Annotated in this window: 15 protein-coding genes; 2 read left to right on the plus strand and 13 right to left on the minus strand. The window is 61.2% G+C overall.

Translation table 11 applies throughout. The annotated features are described in order from the left end of the window. Positions 1 to 505: 505 nt before the first annotated feature. The 13 genes from AB1555_07825 to AB1555_07885 all read right to left on the minus strand — a co-directional run bounded on the left by AB1555_07825 (position 506) and on the right by AB1555_07885 (position 18473). Positions 506 to 3331, minus strand: coding sequence for an SNF2-related protein (locus AB1555_07825; GenBank protein ID MEW6246602.1), 2826 nt, complete (start codon positions 3329 to 3331; stop codon positions 506 to 508). Next, positions 3328 to 3759 carry a hypothetical protein gene (locus AB1555_07830; protein MEW6246603.1) on the minus strand — a complete coding sequence of 144 codons (432 nt, stop codon included), beginning with the start codon at positions 3757 to 3759 and terminating at the stop codon, positions 3328 to 3330. The genes AB1555_07825 and AB1555_07830 overlap by 4 nt, the downstream gene beginning before the upstream one ends. Continuing rightward, positions 3759 to 6893 (minus strand): DNA methyltransferase, encoded by a 3135-nt coding sequence (locus AB1555_07835; GenBank protein MEW6246604.1) that lies wholly within the window; start codon positions 6891 to 6893, stop codon positions 3759 to 3761. Before AB1555_07835 ends, AB1555_07830 begins: the two co-directional genes overlap by 1 nt. A 14-nt stretch (positions 6894 to 6907) precedes the next feature. Further along, a complete protein-coding gene (locus AB1555_07840) occupies positions 6908 to 7426 on the minus strand; it encodes a type II toxin-antitoxin system VapC family toxin (protein MEW6246605.1) in 519 nt (172 codons plus the stop codon). Further along, the gene (locus AB1555_07845; protein MEW6246606.1) at positions 7423 to 7665 is read right to left on the minus strand and encodes a hypothetical protein; all 243 of its coding nucleotides are present in this window, start codon (positions 7663 to 7665) and stop codon (positions 7423 to 7425) included. Before AB1555_07845 ends, AB1555_07840 begins: the two co-directional genes overlap by 4 nt. Further along, positions 7662 to 8672: a hypothetical protein gene (locus tag AB1555_07850; protein MEW6246607.1), complete on the minus strand. Its 1011-nt coding sequence runs from the start codon at positions 8670 to 8672 to the stop codon at positions 7662 to 7664. Before AB1555_07850 ends, AB1555_07845 begins: the two co-directional genes overlap by 4 nt. Beyond that, the gene (locus AB1555_07855) at positions 8669 to 11314 is read right to left on the minus strand and encodes a hypothetical protein (GenBank protein MEW6246608.1); all 2646 of its coding nucleotides are present in this window, start codon (positions 11312 to 11314) and stop codon (positions 8669 to 8671) included. The genes AB1555_07850 and AB1555_07855 overlap by 4 nt, the downstream gene beginning before the upstream one ends. Positions 11315 to 11806: 492 nt before the next feature. Next, positions 11807 to 12133: an Hpt domain-containing protein gene (locus tag AB1555_07860; protein MEW6246609.1), complete on the minus strand. Its 327-nt coding sequence runs from the start codon at positions 12131 to 12133 to the stop codon at positions 11807 to 11809. Further along, a complete protein-coding gene (locus tag AB1555_07865; protein ID MEW6246610.1) occupies positions 12130 to 15369 on the minus strand; it encodes a response regulator in 3240 nt (1079 codons plus the stop codon). Before AB1555_07865 ends, AB1555_07860 begins: the two co-directional genes overlap by 4 nt. Positions 15370 to 15616: 247 nt before the next feature. Continuing rightward, on the minus strand, positions 15617 to 16621 hold the full coding sequence (locus tag AB1555_07870; GenBank protein ID MEW6246611.1) for a diguanylate cyclase: 1005 nt from the start codon (positions 16619 to 16621) through the stop codon (positions 15617 to 15619). A 63-nt stretch (positions 16622 to 16684) separates the two neighbouring features. Then, the gene (locus AB1555_07875; GenBank protein MEW6246612.1) at positions 16685 to 17323 is read right to left on the minus strand and encodes a response regulator; all 639 of its coding nucleotides are present in this window, start codon (positions 17321 to 17323) and stop codon (positions 16685 to 16687) included. A 405-nt stretch (positions 17324 to 17728) separates the two neighbouring features. Continuing rightward, positions 17729 to 18175 (minus strand): GatB/YqeY domain-containing protein, encoded by a 447-nt coding sequence (locus AB1555_07880; GenBank protein MEW6246613.1) that lies wholly within the window; start codon positions 18173 to 18175, stop codon positions 17729 to 17731. Between the two features lie 163 nt (positions 18176 to 18338). Continuing rightward, the gene (locus AB1555_07885; protein MEW6246614.1) at positions 18339 to 18473 is read right to left on the minus strand and encodes a hypothetical protein; all 135 of its coding nucleotides are present in this window, start codon (positions 18471 to 18473) and stop codon (positions 18339 to 18341) included. Positions 18474 to 18695: 222 nt separating this feature from the next. On the opposite strand from AB1555_07885, the gene AB1555_07890 reads away from it, so the two are divergent. After that, positions 18696 to 19340 carry a hypothetical protein gene (locus AB1555_07890; GenBank protein MEW6246615.1) on the plus strand — a complete coding sequence of 215 codons (645 nt, stop codon included), beginning with the start codon at positions 18696 to 18698 and terminating at the stop codon, positions 19338 to 19340. Positions 19341 to 19391: 51 nt separating this feature from the next. Continuing rightward, the gene (locus AB1555_07895; GenBank protein ID MEW6246616.1) at positions 19392 to 19607 is read left to right on the plus strand and encodes a hypothetical protein; all 216 of its coding nucleotides are present in this window, start codon (positions 19392 to 19394) and stop codon (positions 19605 to 19607) included. Positions 19608 to 19620 lie beyond the last annotated feature (13 nt).

The following is a 19620-nucleotide window of genomic DNA, read 5'->3' on the forward strand; positions in this document are numbered from 1 at the left end:
GCAAGAGTGTGAGGCATCGGCTTTTCACTTTGGCTCAAGGCAGATTCGTGAGGGGACATTCTGCCAGCATATTTCTTCGGCACGAAGGCTGTGGGAAACCGGAGATCGGAGGGATTCCGCATCCCGAGAGCACGTTGGGTGCGTCCTGGAGGCACGAGGCTCTTGGAAGAGCGCCATGCTACGAAGCCTAGCATGACCCTGTGGCGAGGGGGCAATCCGCCTCGATGCTGTCCCCGTGCCGATCGATCAAGACAGCAAATCGCATAAGAGGGCGGAGTCGTTGCCAAGGAAGCAGTGCCTGCCAGCCAGCGCAAAAGATGCGCTCCCAGCCCGAGCCGCGATACTCTACCAGCGCGAGCCATTGGCCCGTAAGCCGGTAGGCGGTGGCCACGCGCTTGGTGGCGCGCCAGGGTCTGGGGTCAACCGGCGGCCTTCCCGCTTGAGATGGACAAGGTGGGAGTGCATCGTATCCGGCCGGCTCTTGATGGTGGTGTGCCGCGAGGAGTCACATATTGAGCCCAACCAATGAAATGTTCAACCCAATCCTCGACTGCCGGCTGGGGAGCCAGGTATTGATCTCGGCTTCCAGTGCACTCTCGATTGCGGGTCTGGCCTGCCCCAGATCGATCGGCGTCTCAACCGGTCCGCTCCCTTCGCTTGCCTGCTGCGCTTCGCTTGATGCGGGCAGGTCGGTTGGAAAATGCTGAAGCGTTGTGACATCCCCACTTGCAGGATCATAGGCCAGCGTGATCACGCGACTCTGAATGCCCCCGTGTTCGTCGCGGCGGCGGACGAGGTACCGAGCGCATAGCTGTCCAGTCTGCAAGTTGGCCACATCGCCGGCAAAGGTGGCAGACCGTGTCTCTTCCAACAACGCATCCACCAGGGAGTGCCCCATGCCGCCCAATTCGCATCCGCGGTTCCGCAAAGCGAGGTCTCGGTCAAAACAGACCTTCTCGTACCTGGGGAGCAGGCGGTACTTTCGCTGCAAAGGCTCGGGACAAATGAACGTCCAAAAGTCACCGGTCGGAATCGCCCCGCCGCCGAGTTTCAGAATGGCTTTGCGCAGCCATTCGCCAAGTTCAGGTAGAGAATATCGTCCCTCTAGAGTCCGGTAGTGCTCCAGGTTGAAATGGCCGATGTCCTGCGCGAGACGATCCAGTGCTTCACGGGCTCGCAGCGCTTCTTCGACCATGCGTTGTAGCTCTGCCTCCGTACGGCGGTAATCACGATCCATCAGGGCGCGCTTATACAGGTCCTGATAGTCTGGATGGCTTCCGAGGTAGCCGAGCACGTCGCTGCGAAAATCTTCCAGCGGGCGGCCGTGCGCGTCTGTCTTGCCGATAGAGCGCGCGATGTCGCTCAACTTGTGCTCAAGCAGCCCGTAGATGTGCTCTTCCACGGTGTCTTCCGCCAACAAGTTATAGACCTGGACAGTTTCTTCCTGCCCATAGCGGTGGATCCGGCCAATCCGCTGCTCGACCGCCATGGGATTCCACGGGAGGTCATAATTGAAGACGATATGGCCGATCTGCAGGTTGATCCCTTCTCCACCCGCCGAGGTGCAGATCAGAAACCGAGCCCCATCAGGAGCCCAGAAGGATTCCATGGCCGCGATCTTGTCTTCGAGTGGCCCGCCCATGATCCGGGCGATGCGGGATGGTCCATAAATCTTTCCAAGTTCTTCAGACAGAAACGCCAACGTGTCTCGGTACTGGGTAAAGATGACAAATCGCTCGTCGTGGTTCTGCCGGGAGAGCTCGCTGATGGCGCGCAACAAGGTGTCAAAACGCCGGTCGGGTCCCTGGGGAACCAATCGGATCAGCTCCCGCACCTTCTCGATTTCCTGTGGGATGTCGGCTTCGGCATACACGCCCTCCTCCGCTTCCTCGTCGCCATCCAGCGACCACTCCGTGGTCTCGTAATCTTCCTCCATCCGCTTCAAGAGACGCCGGCGGATGCGCAGCACATAGGCCTCGGCATCGCTGTGGTCGCTCGCCTGCTCACCAAGAATGGCGTGGGCGAGCTGGAGCATTTCATCTTGAATCTTGAGAATCGCTTCGCTGGTGGCTGCCCCAGCACGCCGCTTGGCTTCCAGCGCGAGTTGCTTCCGGGCCAATAAGACCAGGAGACGCCGACGCAGCGCCTGGCGAATCGCGCGCGGGCTAGAGGACATGATCTTTTGGAACGTAGCCATCACAAAGCCGATGGCGCGCTGCTGACGGGTGGTCCTGGCTTGATCGATCCCCGCGGCCGTGTATCCCTCACGCAGGTACTCGCTAAGGCGGTCATAGAATTCCCGCTCTCTGGGCGCGAGCGAGAACCGCTCGGTGTGCACCTGGCGGCGGCGAAAGATGGGATTGCCCCTCGCGTCCGTGACCTCCCGCTTCGTCCGGCGGATCATCACCCGAGCGAGGATCCCTCGATGGTTGCTGAGCTCGTCGGGACTGGCGAAGAGCTGGTCGTTGAGCAGTTGGATCAAGGACCAAAACTGGTAGGGGTTCCCCTGGTGCGGGGTGGCGGACAGGAACAGCAGGTCACGGGTATGGCTCCGCAACGCTTCCGCGAGTTTGTAGTTCTGGGTCGTGACGGTCTTCTTTCCGGATCGGGTGCGTGACAGATGGTGCGCTTCGTCGAAGACGATGACGTCCCAGGGTGGCGCAGCCAGCAGCCGCTGAATCCTCCGTGGCTGCTTGAGCGTATCAATAGAGGCAATCACCCAGGAATGCGTCTCCCAGGAGGCGGCACCATAGTCCGTAAAATCATGATTAAGAATGGAGAAATGCATGCGGAAGCAGTCGCGCAATTCGTTTTGCCAGTTCTTGACCAATCCGGCCGGCGCCACGATGAGAATACGATCCGCTTCACCGCGCGCGTGAAGTTCACGCAACAGCATACCCGTCTCGATGGTCTTGCCCAGACCCACCTCATCCGCGATCAACACCCGCCGCTCGGCGGTGGCCACCAGATCATGGACCAGCAGAATCTGGTGGGGCAGCAGGTTCACCCGGCTGGCGGAGAGCTCGCCGCCGGAGTTGGCATGGGCGAGATCCAGGGCAATCTGCTTCACCCGATAGCTCGTCGGATCATCCAATGCACCCTCGGCCAGCCGCTGCCAGAGATCGCCGGTCTTCTCCAGCAGTTCGACCGGAAAAACCTCAAGCCGCCGCCCACCGGGCGTGTCGAACACCACGTCGGCCTGATAAAAACCGGCAGTCTCGGCGATGCGCAGGACTTCGCCCACGCCCAACTCGGGGTGGGAAGGCACCCGCACCTTGTCGTTTGGCGCGACAGGGGCTTCAACGCGGTAACTGGCGAGTCGTTCGCTCATGTCAAATTGAACCCCACGAAAAAGAATTCGGTGCCGTTCGGTCCCGGCAGCCGGCTCGGTGTGCCGAAGATGCGGCGAAGGCTCAAATGCCGATTGAGGCCGGCCTCCACCCAAAAATCATCGGCCAGTTGGAGGTGCGGCCGGAAGATCACCTGTACGTTCGTCCCCATGACCGCATCCAACTCATTGGCGCGCCCCGCCAATATGGCGTGGATGAACCGCTCAACCTCCTGGAGCCTGTCGCCGGCGGCCAACAAGACGTCCTCCACGCCTTCGACCCGCAGCCGATAGCCGCGCGGAAACGGAAACGCCTCCTGCCGGAGTTCACGCAGGTAGTCGAGAAAGCCCTTGCGGTTGGGATGCGGCTCGATGCCGTCCGGGTGAAAGGGTTTGAGCATCCGTTCCTCGATTAAGTGGTACCCCGGCATCAACCTTCCTCCATCACCCGGAGGAGCGGCGCTCCCTCGATGAGCGCTAGCACCCGATCAATCGGCTCCTTCCAGTCGGCTCGGAGTGCTCGGACAAAGCTGAGCGCGGCCCGAAGCTGGCGCCGGAGGCCGGCAAACCGTTCAAGCCAAGGCACCACCGAATCCCCAGCGGTAGCGAGACCGATGACGAGATGCAGCAGATCGACAAGCGGCATGTCATGCGAAATGGTTTCCCCTTCGCCTGTGAACAGCTCACCCTGCCCGGGCCTGCCCATCAGTACGGGCTGATAGCGCCGTACCAATTCGTCGAGGCGCTCGCTTGGCTGCTTGACCTCATAGGTTCGTCCCCGCCCCGCGCGGCCTCGAACCAAAAGACCCGCATCTTTCAGATCGTCCACGCTCACCTGCATGCCCCGGACCGCCTTGCTCACCGCGTCCACCGTGATTTCGCGCCGGATCGGCGCCAGCACCCTCAGCCAGACATAGGAGATGGCATCCACGGTTTCCAATTCAGCCGGCAAGGGGCGATCCCGTGTGACCAACTGGTCCACAATGGCGGAGATGTCCTGGAGCGCTTTGTGCAAGGGCAGTGGCTTGCCTTCGTGGTCGAGCACCTTTCCATAGTGGGCGCTGTAGAGTTCGAGGCATTTGCCGATGCAGATGAGGCGGACGTCTGGTTCAGGCAGTGGCTGGTTCCCGTACCGCCCGCGCTCGATGGCCTGCAGCTCCTCACGGGCCTTTCGGCGCACCTCCTGCCGAATGCCGGCCCACGACCGAGAGCTAGGATCCTCGCGCCGCTTCCGGCAGACGTGGATAAGGTCGTAAGAGATGTTTTCCTTTTCCATTAAATGGAGTGACGTTTCGGATTCGGCGTGAATTGGATAGACAGCGGCGATTTCAAAGCCAGTCTGGCAGAGTGATTCCAACAATCCTTCCCATACCACACCCTCTTGATCAGTGTGATGAAACGTGAATACCAGGAGGCCTTCGTCGGGCAAACTCTCATGCACCTGCCGAAATACGGTTGCAAGGTCCCGGAAAAAGTGCTCTTGGTCCTTGCCTCGTTCCGCATTCTCAATGATTTCGTCAGCCTTTGGTGTGTACTCAGGTGCGAAATAGGGATAACGTTCCTTCAGGGCAAGGCGAAGCCATACATAGAAGAAGTCGGCCAGTTCCGCATAGTTAACGTTTCCCACGTATGGAGGGTCTGTGACGACATGAGCACAACCCGGCGTGTAAAGTTGCACTGCATCCCCAGAGGTAATAGAAGCATCGCGAGAACCTGAAAAGTCGCCTTTGCCCTCGATTAACTTCTGGAAATTGTGCAGGAACGCACCATAGCCATGCTGGACTCCTAAGACATTTGACTCGCACATTGTCGTTTTCGGCTGAAAGTCATGCCTAGCGAAAACACCTTCGACTTTTCCTTCTCGATAAGTGAACCTGTGGTAGCGACTAAACAGGTTGCTGTTGTTTAGCGTAGCTGAGAACGCGCACAGCAGCATTTCCTTCAGCGTCTGATCCTCCTCCGCCATGATGCCTTGGAGCAGCGTGCTCAGGGCCAGCAGTTGCCGGGGTGCGAACATGTCGGACCAAGAGTTGTAATGGTGTTCGATCAGCCGATTAGTTTCGGCACCTGATGGAATTGCGCTCTTAGGATAGGGCAAGCGTTCCTTGTGCCGTTCCCACAGGGTCTCGGCCTGCTGAAGCCGCCTCATGTCGGAGACGGTGAAGCGTTTGAAGAACTTGCCGTTGTCGGGAATGAGAAGCCCGACGGGGACTGCCCCTTTCACCCCAGCCCTCTCCCGCAAGGGGAGAGGGGGCATAGCGGACCCAGCAAGGAGAGAGATTTGCCCATCGTCTTCATCATCAGGCTCGGCTTCACGTGGAGGCAGGTAGGCCTGTAGTGCATAGGGGCGAATGGGCAGGCGCTGATCCTGCGGAAGCGTCCGAATGCTCGCGATGATGTCGTCCTTCTGGCCGCACACGCACTGGAACTTGCCTTTCTCCGGCACATTGCCCTCCCGTGGGTCATAGGCATGCCGACAACTGGGACATTCCACCTCTCCATCCGGCAAAGGCCCGCGCCACTGCCAGACGGCTTCGCAGGCGGGACACAGCAGCACGGTGAGCTGGACGGGCTTGCTGTGCTTCTTGGCGCTGGGGACTTGCACACGGACGACCTTGCGGCAGTGCGGACATTCAAGATCGGTCTGCTGGGGGGCGCCTCGTCCTCTCGACTTTGGCGGCTCCGGGGCATAGGTCCAGAGTTGCGTCGAACGTCCTTCGCCTGCGCTGCCGCGTGGTGCGTTTACCATCAGCGCCGGCTCCGCAATCAACGAGGCCACATCCACCTCCCAATCGAACGTCTTCTTGCAGGCGGGGCAGACGGCATCCCGGTGGTACCGGATCTTCGGCGCCTTCTGCGCGATGATGTAGTCCTTAAAGAGCGGCACTTCCCGGCGGCAGTTGGGGTCTGTGCAGATGGCCGACTTGACCCAGAAGGTATAGATGACGTCGGCTTCGAGATGCTCGGCGATTTCGGTTTTGTAGAGGCCCAGCAGAGTGTCCTTCAGAGGTCGTCCGCCGTTCCATGCCACGGGGCGGGCCGCCAGCCGCTCGTAGGCGGCCTTGAGGGCGTCCAGATCGACCGGCTCGACCTCGGTCTTCACGATGAACCAGGCGACCGGATTGAGATCGATCCCAATCACCCGACAGCCGAGACGGAGCGCCTCGACGACCGTCGTCCCGCCGCCCATGAAGGGATCGAGAATCACCTTATCCTTCGTGTCGGGATCGTTCGAGTGGTCCTTGTAGAACTCGGCCATCAGGTCGGTCGGCGTGCCGTCCGGTTGAAGGGCCGGCTTGAGCGTGCCGAGCAGGATCGCGCGGAAGACGCAGGATGCTCGCCGCGCGAACCACTTGTGCATCTGGTAGATCGGCTTGAAAGAATTCCGCTCGGGGACGGCCAGCCGATTGATTTCGACGATGGGGAATCCGACCTCGATCGCGCGCTTGCCCTGCAACTGGGGACTGGCTCCGGCGCAAAGGGGAGAGACACTGGGGAATTGGCTCACCTCCGGCGGGCCCGCTTCCTTCAGAAGGGCGTCGGTTCCCTCGGTGCCTGTCCCCATTTTCCCTTCCCGGCTCATGACGCAGAGGGCAATTTCAGATCCGATGGCGCGTAGACCTTCAATCCTTTCACGACTCGGAAGCGCACGTCGGCCGATACGACCGCGTCCGCCTCTATTCGGAGGGCGATCGCCGCAATCAAGGAATCGTTCGTCAGCAACCCATAACGCTCCTGGATCTCCAGGGCATGACTCATGAGGTCGGCTTCATGGCAAGGCTCAAATCCGATGCCGAGGGTCACGAGCGCTCTGACCTTCTCGCGATACAGGCTCAGCCGTTTCACCACGTCGGGTTTCCCGGCCAATTGGCGAGCGGGGTTTGGCCCGCGTACATGCCCGAGCATGATCGCTTCCTTGACCATGAGCAGGTGCATGGTTTCCTGCCACACCGGTTGAGGCAACACAGCGGTGACATCGCGCTCCTCGATTCGCCGCAAGAGCCGCTGGGTTTGCAGGGAGGCGGCATCCTCCGCGTAGATCAGAATATTGGTGTCCAACACGCAGTGGCTCCCGCGCGGGATGTCGTCGAGATTCATAGCTCCCACATATCCTCGGCGAGCAGGTGGCGCAGTTCTTCCGGGGGAATTTTCATGGGGCGCTCACAAAAAAGCTGGTACGCCAGTTTCCGTTCCTTTGGCGTCGCGGGCTCCTTTCGGAGGTATTGCACCAGCGCGTCCTGGATCAGATCGCTCAGCGACCGGCCTTCTTCGGCCGCCTTCCGCTTGGCCAATCGCATGATGTCTTGTTCAATGAGGGTTCCGATTTTTTGTTTCATGCTCCTCGCTCCTTTGGGCCTAGCACCAGCCACGGGGTCAGCATTTCCATGAGGCTGAGCCCGCCGTGGCGGTACAGAGAGTTGCTCGAGGACGGGGCCTGCGGGCGGTTGTGGACGCGACCGGCGACCACGGCGAGCCGCCTCGCTGGATCGATCCACAAACCCGGCCTCTTCTCCGGCAACGTTTCACCTTGGGCAAACTCTCGGAACCGTTTTCCATCGAGCGGTTTATCCACGCCGTTCAGTTTGGGCTCGCTCAACCCCTGCCCCAGGAAGATGTACCCGTGGTCGCTCGTGACGAGCACCGGCTTCGATGAGGGCAGAGCCTGGACCGTTCTGATCCAGACTGTCTGCATCATGTCCCAAATGGAATCGAACAGCTCGGGCGTCGCCGCGTGGGTGTCCATAAACCGCATATCCGGAAACCTGGCCCACAGCAAGACAGCATCCTGCGTGTCCTCGATGGCAATCCGCTCGCTCGGTTGCCTCATCCAATATGCCCGGATGCCCTGCTCGCTCAGCTCACGCCGTCCAGGTAGCACGGAGGGGGCGAGCGCGGGCAAGCCAAGGCCCATGCGCTGCGCAATGAACATTTCCGTCTCGCTCGGAACGGCGGCGATCCCGTAACTCCGCTCATGCACGGGCCGCCCGGATGCATCGGCCAGTTCGACCAGGCGAGGCAACTCGCGCAGGGAGCACCCGTCCAGGATCACCACAGAAGCACCGGGGTACTGGTCCCAAAAGGCACGGATCGACCGGCTGACAAGCGGCGTTGCCGCCAGCTCATCGTAGAGGGAATCACCCGCGAGCGTGAGAAGGTTCTCTCGTTCGTGGACCAGGGCTTCGCCCTGGCGCAGATACTCCGCCGGCTTCTGACCGGTCGCCCGATAGCGATCCATGGTCCACACCTCGTTCATGAGCCACTGCGCGATCCTGGGCAATCTGAACCCGGGACGAGTCAGCTCATTGAGTAGGGCGCGGTCCAATGTCCCGGCAGTGGAACTCATGAGGCGACCTCGCTTCGTCGCAAGAGCCGTAGACGTGCCGAATAGGAGGCCCGTGGAATCTGCGGCAGTTGCTCGCACTTCGCTTCAACATCGGCCTTCGTCATGGGTCCTGGGCACGTCAGCTCGATTTGGACATCGAGGGTTCCGGTGCCGCTCAATGCGCCACGGAGTGCTGAGTTGTATCCGGACAGCTCCACATTCTGTGCTGTGGCCAGAATCCGAAAACTCACTTGCCGAATAGCGGCACCGTCAACGTCGATGAGCCGCGCTGCCACCTGCTGGCGCAATTCAGCAAGGGAGCCGCACGGCGGCGTCACGGCTTCGTCGATCTGGAGTCCTGGGGCCAGAATTGCAGTTGGGCCCGGTGACGGGTCTGGGAGTCCTGATTGCAGTTGCGGGGATGGAAGAGGGGTTGGCGTTGGCGGTGTGGAGGGCGTCGCTGGCGCCCAGGGCGGAACCAGGATTGCCTCGTCCAACTCAGCCGGGGTTAGATCGACTGATTCTCCACAGAAACTTCGGCCCCGCGGTCCCTGCAGACCAAGCGGACGAGTGTCCCGGTCCTCGACGAGCCATCGAATCGCGCCGGCGATCATGTCTTCCTTAAGAGGAACGGGAAAGCCCAACGTGGTCCGGTAGAGCCGATCCACCTGCTCCACGGTCTGTCCCAGGAGGGTCGAGAGACGGTCGCGAATGTGTTCCACAAAGTACGTTTGAGGATACACCTGCGTGCGAAGGTGGTTGACGACTTCCTCTCGGCTGGTGACTTGGCCGAGCGGTTCGATCTCAAAGGCACTGTCATCCGGGCTGTCTGCCCACTGCTCGACTCTGGTGTAGATAAGCCCAGCCTGCTTGAGCGTTTCCAAAATCAGCTTCCGTTCGCGGCTGGCGATCTTCTCGTAGCGGTCTCTTCGCTCTGCATTCTTGGCTGTCGGCGCTAGGGCATTCGCTGCCATGTAACGCCGAGCGGCTGCGAGAAGATCCGCATTCGTCAGGTGGTTGGCCTGTGCATCGCGCGGCTCCAGTAAGAGGACTTGGTTGCGGAAGTCCACTCCCCGATAAAGATTATGCCGCTCCGGATTGGACAAACGGCGCGGGGCCAAGACAAACCGTGGACCTTTCTTGGACATTGCGTTGAGGGCCGTACGGGCTGCCTCTAGATCGGTGTACACGAGGGCCTGCTGCCAGTCCTTGAACAAGTCCTTCAACCAGGTTTCTATGAGCTGTTGGCGGGCCGCCTCGTCGCTTCCAGAACGCAACGCCTCCAGTTCGACCTTGGCGTTCTCGTTCTCTTCCACGTCGAAGTAGAAGCGATCCTCCTCCTTGTGGAAATAGGACCCGTATCGCAGAAACGCCTCCAGGGACGCTTCGAACTGGTTGGGGTTACACCCCGGTTCGGCGACATGCCGGATGACTTCGTCCTTCGTAAGCCCACGGCCATGACCGGCCGGCACAAGGCTCGCGATGAGGGTGGCCGATGCAATGGCCTCGGCGTATGGTCGATCTTTCAGCTCACGCAGATTCCCGGCCGCACATGAGATCGTTGTGCCAGCGGGGTCAAGATCCTGCAGCCGGTCGGCACAGGCTTGATCAGTGAGTTTGCAGTGAGCCCCGGTGAGCAAACCAACTGTGGCACCAGCCGCATCGAGCATGGCGCCCAGAAGGCCCAGCGCGCCGCGGGTTCCTTGGAATGCTTGACCTCCACTCATGCGTGCAAAAATCAAATCAATCAGCTCGGGCAGGAACGGGAATGACATGCGAAGTCTTGCCAGGTAGTCGTCCTTGACCTGCACCCCAAAGCGCCGCCACGTATTGACGTAAGATTGGATCAGGTCATCCGCCGCCTTGCGATCGTATGTCGCTGCGTTCGAGAAGAGACGGTGCCGAACGATGGCTGCTCGATCTTCGGCCTTTCTGAACCGCAGCTCCACGCGAGGAATGCGTTTCAGTGTGATTCCGGGCTCGACGGCCCCATTGTAAATGGCGGCGACAAGGGTGACCTGGCGACTGCGATTCGCCTCCTCCGAGATCATTTGGAGGAAGCTGAGATTTTGACTGTGTCGAGCGGGATCGGTGATGTTGGTGATGCCCCGTTCCAGTTCATCAAGGATGAGCAGGACGTGTCGGCCACGAAGGGCATCGCGTAATTCGTTGAGCGAAGGTGGGTGCTCCTGTGGCCAAGCGACGCCGAGCTTCTCCCCGATGTATGTCCAAAGCGAATCGAACGGAAGGTACTGGTCGGTGAACTTCTCGACGAGGACGATCACATCATTGGGTGGGGCCCATGCGTATCCGTGAGACTGCATCCAGGAGCGTGCCGGCTCGGGGTTGGCGAAAAGGTGATACGCAAGAAGGAGCGCATGTGACTTGCCTTGACCCTTCACCCCTTCCGCCAGGACGAGGCCTGGGGAGTCGTCGCCTTTGGTGCGCTCCTGGGCAAATCTGCGGCTCAGAGTCCGGAGCATGGCATGGAGGTCTTCCGTCAGGTAGGTGAGGGCAAGAAACTGAGAGGCGTCACGCTCAAGGCAGGACTTGCCACCTGATCGTAGTTTCTCGAGATCGATAACGCTGTCGATCCGACTAGCTGATACGTAGCGCCTGACAAGCATGGAGGTAAGAATAATACAGAATTCGAGACGAATCAAGACTCTGAATGCACATAGCGTAAAAATAAAGACAATTTATCGATCTATCGAGTCGTCCCATGATCGGGAAAACCGCGGCCGGGGTCAGCGCCTGAGCACGGGGCAGACCGGAAACGAGAACGGGCTGACCCCGTAGCTGGCCAGGGGGGTCCGGGCAACAGGTATAGTTTTCGAAATCGATTTGTTGCGGAATCCGCCGTAGCCTTGGCGGGGGCAGGGGTCCCCGACACACTGGCTTGCCACGAAAGCTAGGTGTGGGGAGGGGGTGAGCTGCCGGGCTGAGACAGCCGGGTGGGGTCCAGAGATGAAAGATTGGCTTGGTGGCGTGAGCCACGAAGCCACCCCTTACCTCGCGTGCGAGTCCCGGCGGCTCTTCATCGCTTTATCGAGTTTGTTTGTTGGCGTCGGATGATCCTCTCCCGTCGCTTTCACTTGATTCGAACGGGATTTGAACCTCCGACCGGGGGCTGCGAAGGGGCAGGCCTACTTTGCTTATCTTCGGTACACCACTTCGACGCGTTCGAGAAACTCCAGCAAGGTGCCGGCGTGCCGGCGGATCTTCCCGGCGTCGCGTTGCGCCGAGGCTTGTTCCAGCGCCGTTCCGATCTCGCTGATGGCGTGGAAGCCGTACCCCCCGCCGTCGCCTCTCATCCGGTGGCCTAAGAGACGGATCTCTTCGAAATCCTCCCGTTGAAGGGCGGCTTGAATGGCGGTGAAGTCTTTGCGTCTGTTCTCAAGAAACCGGGGCACAAGGGGTTCAAGGTCGGGGTCCAGGCGGACCACGATTTTCTCTTTGGGGGTCGGGTCGTGCCGGATCATGTCACGTCGCGTCCTATGTGCGTCGCCAGCATGTCGAGCAGCGTCGACTTCTTGATCGGTTTGGTCATGTGGGCGGTGCAGCCCGCCTCGAAAATCTTCGCCGCTTCCTCTTTGAGCGCCAACGCCGTGAGCGCGACGATCGGCGTCTCGGGGAGGCGCTGATCCCGTTCCCATTGGCGAATCGCGCGGGTGGCGGCATAGCCGTCCATCACGGGCATCTGCATATCCATCAGCACCAGGTCGTAGCGACCCGCCTTGAACAGATCGACGCCGATCTGCCCGTTCTCCGCCACGTCCAGTTTGTGCGGAGTGGGCTTCAAATACGATTGAATCAGAAGCTGGTTGTCGGGCGAGTCTTCGACGAGCAGGATGCGCAGCGAATCGGCGGGGCTCGCAGGTGCGGCGGAAGGCGGGTCGGGAGGCGCGGGCGACAGGCCTTTCGTTCGGCCGAGCGCGATGCTGATGGTTTGGAGCAGGTCCGATCGCCTGATCGGTTTCACCAGATATCCGCCGAGCCCCAGTTCATATGTGCGCGCGATATCGTCGGCCCACCGATCGGAGGCCAACATAATGGTCGTCAATCCCTCGAGATGCGGCATGCCTTTGACACGTTCGGCGACCTCGAATCCGTCCATGTCGGGCATGCGGCAGTCCAGCAGCAGGATCTGGTAAGGGCTGCCGGCGTCGGCGGCCCGCCGGAGTTCAACCAAGGCCTGCTCGCCGCTCCCGGCTTCCGTCACGACGGCGCCCCACGCCGTCAAGGTTTCGCGCAGGATCAGCAGGTTGGTCGGATGATCGTCGACCACCAGCGTCCGGAGACCCGCCAGATCGTGGGCGACAGGCGGTTTGGGTCTCGGCGGCTGCGGTGGTGCGGAGAGCCGGACCACGCAATGGAACGTGCTGCCTTGGCCTTCGGCGCTCTCGGCCCAGATTCTCCCGCCCATTAGTTTGGCGAGATGCCTGGAGATGGAAAGGCCCAATCCGGTGCCCCCGTACTGGCGCGCGGTGGACGCATGGGCTTGGGTGAAGCTTTCAAAGATGGCCTCGAGCTTGTCCTTCGGGATGCCGATGCCGGTGTCGGTGACGGAGAAGCGGATGGCGCCGAGCCGGTTGATTTCAGGGTCGTTCAGGACGCGGACGACGACGGAGCCGCGTTCCGTAAACTTGATGGCGTTGCCGATCAGGTTGACGAGGATCTGATGCAGGCGATTCGGATCGCCGACCAGGTGACAGGGCACGTCGGGGGAAACGTGGCAGGCGAGCTCCAAGCCTTTCTCGTTGGCGCGCATCGCCAGGATCTCGATGGCTTTGTCGATCAGTTCGAAGAGATCGAACTCGATCGTCTCCAGCTCCAGATGGCCGGCTTCGACCTTTGAGAGATCGAGGATGTCGTTGATGAGCGACAGGAGATTGCCGCCGGCCCGCCTGAAAATGCGGACATATTTTCGTTGATCCGGAGTCAACTCCGTTTCCCACAGCAAATCGGCCATGCCGATGATGGCGTTCATCGGAGTCCTGATCTCGTGGCTCATGCTGGCCAAAAACTCGCTCTTGGCCCGATTCGCCACTTCGGCGGCTTCCTTGGCGATCCGGAGCGCCTGTTCCGTTTCTCGTCGCTCGATCGCTTCCATGGCGAGCGTGGCGATGGTTGCCAGGGAACTGGCGAAGTGTTCTTCTTCGGCGGTCCACTGACGGGGGCCGCCGACGTGTTCATGGCAGAGCACCCCGACGACCCGTCCCTTTCGACGGATCGGCGCGTCCAGCATGGCGCCGATGCCGAGCGGTTTCAGGTAGGACTGGGAAAACTGCCGGGTCCTGACGTCCTGATGCGCGTCATGAGCGGCCAAGGCGCGGTCTTCGTGTTCCAACGTCGAAAAGTACGTCGGATAATCGCGTGCGGACAGGGTGGCTCCGGAGGAGTGGCGATCGTGACGCAGTTCGTACAGATCGCATAGCCGGATGCTCGAACGAGTTTCATCGTACAGCCAGATGCTGGTCCGCTCGACTCCCAACGCGCGGCATCCGGTCTTGGTGATGGCCTGAAATGCCTGCGTGAGGTCTCCGCCGTTGACGGCTTCGCCCTTGGCTAATTCAAGCAGCGCGTGTTGATACTGCTGCAAGCTGGCTGCCCGTCGCTGCTCGATACGCTCGGATCGTTTTCGCTCCGAGATGTCGCGGGTGATTTCGACGTAACAAACAGGCGAACCGGCGGGGTTCCGGATGGCAAACAGCGACACATCGAAGGTTTTCTCGATTCCGTCTTTCGTGCGCCCGCCTACTTCACCGCGATAACCTCCTGCGGTCGCCAGCCGCTGCAGGATGGCGGCGAACGCTTCCGGTCCCAGGACGGCCGCGGGGGTCTTGCCGACCAGTTCGTGGTCGGCGTACCCGGTCAACGCGGCGTGCGCGGCATTCTGGTAGGTAAAGCGCCCTTTCAGGTCGAGAATCGCGATCGCGTCTTCGGCGTGCGCGATGATCTCCCGGTAGAGATGGAGATTTTCCTCGCTCCGCATGCGCTCGATTTCCGCCGCGGCCCGGGAAGCAAAAACCTTCAGGATCGGGGTAATGCGGTGTTCGCCGTCGATGGGCTTGTCGTCCATAATGCAGAGGTGCCCGATCGTGCGGCCGGACCGGTCGACCATGGCGATTCCCAGATAACTGACCACCCCGAGATCGGCCAAAAACTTGTCGTCGGGAAAAGCTTCCCGCACCGAATTCCGGTAATAGGCCTTGCCGTGTTTGACGACGTTCTCGCAGGGGGTCTTGGTCGCGTCGTATTCAACTGGGGAGCCCGGCCTGTCGGCCATCCAGGCGGCCAGGGTGCGCATCCATGACGATTCGCCGCCCACCAGTTCCGTTACAAATACGTATTTGACGCCGAGCGCGCGCGCGATATGCCGGACGAGCGCGGACAAGAACTCGTTCCCGGTCACGGAGGCGGTTCCTTCCACCACCGCCCGTTGCACCCGGTCCATCCACTCTTTCTCGGCAGCGTTAAGACTGTCGTTGTCTCGCTTTCGTTTGGGGCGGTCCCCGCCCGGCTTCGCAGTAGGCTGACCCGGCTCCGCGTCGCGCGACCGAACGAGCGATGCGAACTCGGCGGACACCCTGTGCAAGGCTTCTTCGGCTCGCTTGCGGGCGGCCCGTTCAGCCCGCAACGCTTCCCTGAGACGATCGGAAAGCGTCGCGCGTTTCGGTGTTCGTTTCGAGCGGGCGGAGGTTACTTTTCTGGCCATCGTACCGATTTCACGGTTCTCGTTCGTGCAAGCCGATCGGCGTCTTTCCCGGAGCCTGCCCCGCCGGAGGATGTTCCCCGGGCGCCGCGCTCACGAAACAAGGGATTCGCGCGGGACGCCGAAACGACTCACACGTCCGCAGACGCGCAAGCTGTCGGGAGAGGGCGGCGGGACATCGTCGGGCAGGGCGGTGAGACATCGGTGATTCGTGATCGGCACAAACCTGACGGCTCCGGTTCCTGCAGGATCAGTCTTTGTGCGAGTCCTCCACCAATGAGAGGAGGCTTGCCTGTTTGGTGCGGTTGCGGCCTTCCTGCTTCGCCTGGTACAGCGCTTGGTCGGCCGCTCTGATCAGGTCGGTCGGCGACGCTGCGCGCGCGGGGATCGTGCTCGCGACGCCCAGACTGATGGTGACCTGCTCCCCGGTCGAATGAGAAATCCCCGCCGTTTCGATCTTCCGCCGCAGCGTTTCGGCCACCTGGGCGGCTCCGTCTGCGTTGGTGCCTGGGAGCACGACCACGAATTCGTCTCCGCCGTAGCGGGCGACCAGGTCGCCAGGCCGGTTGACCGCGCTGGAAATGACGCTGGCGACCTGCTTCAGGCATTCATCCCCGGCCTGATGGCCGTTGCTGTCGTTGTAATATTTGAATCGATCGATATCGAGCATGATCAGGGAGAGCGGGGTCGCGTCGCGGACGGCGCGCCGCCATTCCTGGTCCAGGAAATCGTCGAACTGACGCCGGTTCGTGATGCCGGTCAGGCCGTCCAGGCAGGAGAGGCGAAGCAGCATCTGGTTGGCTTCCTGGAGCTGGCGCATCACTTCAAGCAGTTCCTGTTCGCGCGCGCGGCGGCGGTCGATTTCGTGGACCAACCGCAGCACCGAACGAACGCGCGTGAGCAGTTCGACCTTGTTGATCGGTTTCCCGATGTAATCCATCGCGCCGGCCGCAAACGCCAATTGGAGGTCGACCGGATCGGACTTCACCGTCACCATGATGATGGGGATATCGCGCAGCCGTTCGACCGCTTTGATTTGGCGGCATGCCTCGATGCCGTTCATCTGCGGCATCATAATGTCCATCAGGATCAGGTCGACACGGGCGACGGTCTGTCTTCCGCCGTCCAATCCGAGGTGGTGGAACGCGGAGGCCGCCGAGTCGGCCACGATGATGTCTTCATACCCGGCCGCGGTCAGGATCGACTGCAGGAGGAGACGGTCGTCCGGGGAGTCGTCAACGATCAAAATGCCCATCGAGGTGCCTTATTCCGTGAAGTCGTCTTACGTAGGAACGTCCACCGAGGCGGATGGTAGCAGTTAGTGTTCATAAACACCAGGATAAAGCTTCTTGATGCAGGGGGTGCAGAGTCCGTGACTGAACTCGGCTTCCGAATGCTCCTGCAGGTATTCCTCCAATTGCTGCCACGATCCGAGGTCGTTCCGAATCTTCTTGCATGATGCGCAGATCGGGATTAGGCCGCGCAGAGTCTTCACCTCCCGGAGCGCCCGCTGCAGCTCTTCGTTGCTGGCGCGGAGTTCCCGTTCCCTGGCCTTCCGGCAGTCCATCTCGCGTTTCAGGGCGAGCGCCGATGAAACCCTGGCCAGCAGTTCGACGCTGTTGACCGGTTTGTTGATGTAATCGGTCGCTCCCGCGGCGAAAGCCTCTTTGAGATTCGACGGGTCGTTCTTGGCGGTCACGATGATGACCGGGATGTCCTGCAGGTATTGTTGGGCCTTGATCAGACGGCAGGCGGCCACTCCGTCGATTTCCGGCATGAGATAGTCCATGAGAATCAGATCGACGGCTGAAGGGTGCGGCCCGGACGGCTCGGTCAACTGCTCCAACGCCGCTGCGGCCGATTCGGCCGTCACCACGTCCGGATAGCCGGCCCTGTGGAGGATGGTCTGGAGCAAAACACGTTGGTCCTGGGAGTCATCCACGATCAGAATGCTCATGCGCGCGACTGCTCTCTGAACATGACCGGGGAACGCGATGAGGCCGGTGAAGCGGCGCTGGACACGGGTGAACGGCGCACCGAGCGTCCGGGTTCCGGATCGCCCGACTCGATCAAGTTTCAGTAAGTATAGCAGTCCCCCTCGCCCTTCGGGCCACCCTGCAGGATGGAAAATGCGGGTGGCGCCGACCTGGGTGCCCCCCACCCGTTGCACGCGACCCATTGCATTGGACCCGTTGCAAGGAAGAAGCAACGGGTGCCCCCGCAATGAATGCCCCGGCAACGGGTACCCGGCGCAGCGGGGTCCCTACACCGCGCGGGGTGCGAGCTTGCATCCGTTGCAATCGGAGAGGAGCAACGGGTACCCGGCTGGTCGGTGACAGGACCCGCATTTTCATACCAGGTGCTAGCGAAGTCTCGACCGGACCAGGTCGCTGATCAATTTCCCATCGACGGCTTGGCCGGCCAAGCGAGCCATGACGGTTTTCATGACGGTTCCCATGTCTTTCGGCGAGGTCGCGCCTGTTTCTTGGACGACGGCATCGATGATCTGAGAGACCTCCTCCGCCGTAAGCGCGCGCGGGAGATAACTTTGGATGATCGCGATTTCCTTGAGTTCCTTGCCGGCCAAGTCTTCCCGCCTGGCCTTGTCGTATTGTTCGGCGGCTTCTTTGCGTTGCTTGATCAACGAGGCCATGACGCGGGTCATCTCCGCATCGTCCAGGTGTTTCTTGAGTTCCAGTTCCTTGTTCGTCACCGCGGCCTTGATCATGCGGATGACGTCCATGCGGAGCTGATCCTTGGCCTTCATGGCGTGTTTCAGGTCTTCGGCGAGACGGTCGTGAAGCGACATGGGGCTCCTTGTTGGTTGTCGGTCCGGGGACATCGCCGGCGTGGTCGACAAGGGCAGAATAGCCCGGCGCTCCGATTCCGTCAATCGGTCGACCATGACGGTCTTCGGCCCTGCACCGGAAGACGCCCCGCCGGCTTCGCGCATCGTCACAAAGAACGTCGTGCTAGCCCACATTATTCATGAACGCTTCTGCTGCAATCGCGGATTCGCTGCTGGGCACCCATTGCCCCAAGATGCAATGGGTCCCGGCCTTGCGGCGGGCGTGCTCGCCGCTCAGTCCTTCGACGTACTGTTTCAAGTACGCCTCAGTCCCTCGCGGCTGCGCTTGCCCGTCTCGCGACGCGACTCCCGGGTACCCGTTGCTCTTCTGCTGCAACGGGTGCAACGCGACGAACCGTCATGAATAATGTGGGCTAGGCGTCATGGTTTTCCGTTCAGAAGGGGAGTAAGATGTATATGGGTTGTCATATCTTGCGGTCGTGGCGGGCTGGAAAGGTCGATCAACAAAGGGGCGCGCGCCATGGCTCGGTCGCCGACGCTGGCAGGCTTGCTCCCGGGTACGATCGTGTTCGCGCTGATCGGCTGCCAGACGCCCGTGCCGCCCGCCGCACCGGTTCCTTCCACCGACGCGGTGTTGCCTCCTTCGTTCGTCGTCCCGATCGACGTCCAGCGGTTGGCCGTCTTGTATCCGAAGACGGCCAACCGCGAGTTGATGGAAGCCTATTTGCGCCTGGAGGGCGCGGCGTTTCAGCTCAAAGCGCAGCGTCCGTCCCTCAGAATCATCGAACGATTCCACCTCGCGACGGTGCTGGGCGAGCAACGGTTCCAGGTGGGAGGGGCGGTGTCCGAAGAGTCGGCCATCCGCCTCGGCCGGTTGCTGGGCGTGGACAGCGTCCTGATTTATCGCATCGAGGGCCCCACGCTGAGAGAGCGGCTCTGGGCCAGGCACCATGAGGATCTGCCGCCCTACACGGTGACGAGCAAGATCATCCGGGTCGAGAGCGCGGAAGTCGTGTTTCACAACGTCGTGACGGCGCGGGTAGAGCAGCCCGACGGCTGGAGTTTGGCGTCGGCCGATTCGCAGGATTTCCAGCGGTTGACTCGGGCCGCTTTGGAACGGGGCATAGCCGAAACAGTGGCGAATCTCCGGCTGGCGTTTCAGTAGGCAGGCCGGTCGGTTCATCCCATCGTGAACAACGAACAAGGAGGATCGCTCATGAAGGGAGGCGCGCGAGGGTGGGCGCGGAAGATCGGGGCGGCGGTGCTATCGCTCGGTGTGTGTCTTTGGTGGGCGGCATGTGCGAGCGAACACCCGAAGGGGCCCATTCAGCCGACGCCGCAACAGGTCCGCGGCAACGCCGATCGGGCCTTTGAGAAACTGAAACAGGAGGAGCACGAACGAGCCGGAGGCGGCGAGTCGATGCCGCGGTAGGCACCATTCTCGA

This window comes from Nitrospirota bacterium (assembly GCA_040755395.1).
GTDB lineage: Bacteria > Nitrospirota > Nitrospiria > Nitrospirales > Nitrospiraceae > DATLZU01.

Bases quoted from the DNA above. Each gene is read 5' to 3' on its own strand.
- AB1555_07825 (MEW6246602.1), bottom strand. From the start codon at position 3,331: ATGAGCGAACGACTCGCCAGTTACCGCGTTGAAGCCCCTGTCGCGCCA.
- AB1555_07830 (MEW6246603.1), bottom strand. From the start codon at position 3,759: ATGCCGGGGTACCACTTAATCGAGGAACGGATGCTCAAACCCTTTCAC.
- AB1555_07835 (MEW6246604.1), bottom strand. From the start codon at position 6,893: ATGGGGACAGGCACCGAGGGAACCGACGCCCTTCTGAAGGAAGCGGGC.
- AB1555_07840 (MEW6246605.1), bottom strand. From the start codon at position 7,426: ATGAATCTCGACGACATCCCGCGCGGGAGCCACTGCGTGTTGGACACC.
- AB1555_07845 (MEW6246606.1), bottom strand. From the start codon at position 7,665: ATGAAACAAAAAATCGGAACCCTCATTGAACAAGACATCATGCGATTG.
- AB1555_07850 (MEW6246607.1), bottom strand. From the start codon at position 8,672: ATGAGTTCCACTGCCGGGACATTGGACCGCGCCCTACTCAATGAGCTG.
- AB1555_07860 (MEW6246609.1), bottom strand. From the start codon at position 12,133: ATGATCCGGCACGACCCGACCCCCAAAGAGAAAATCGTGGTCCGCCTG.
- AB1555_07865 (MEW6246610.1), bottom strand. From the start codon at position 15,369: ATGGCCAGAAAAGTAACCTCCGCCCGCTCGAAACGAACACCGAAACGC.
- AB1555_07870 (MEW6246611.1), bottom strand. From the start codon at position 16,621: ATGGGCATTTTGATCGTTGACGACTCCCCGGACGACCGTCTCCTCCTG.
- AB1555_07875 (MEW6246612.1), bottom strand. From the start codon at position 17,323: ATGAGCATTCTGATCGTGGATGACTCCCAGGACCAACGTGTTTTGCTC.
- AB1555_07880 (MEW6246613.1), bottom strand. From the start codon at position 18,175: ATGTCGCTTCACGACCGTCTCGCCGAAGACCTGAAACACGCCATGAAG.
- AB1555_07890 (MEW6246615.1), top strand. From the start codon at position 18,696: ATGGCTCGGTCGCCGACGCTGGCAGGCTTGCTCCCGGGTACGATCGTG.
- AB1555_07895 (MEW6246616.1), top strand. From the start codon at position 19,392: ATGAAGGGAGGCGCGCGAGGGTGGGCGCGGAAGATCGGGGCGGCGGTG.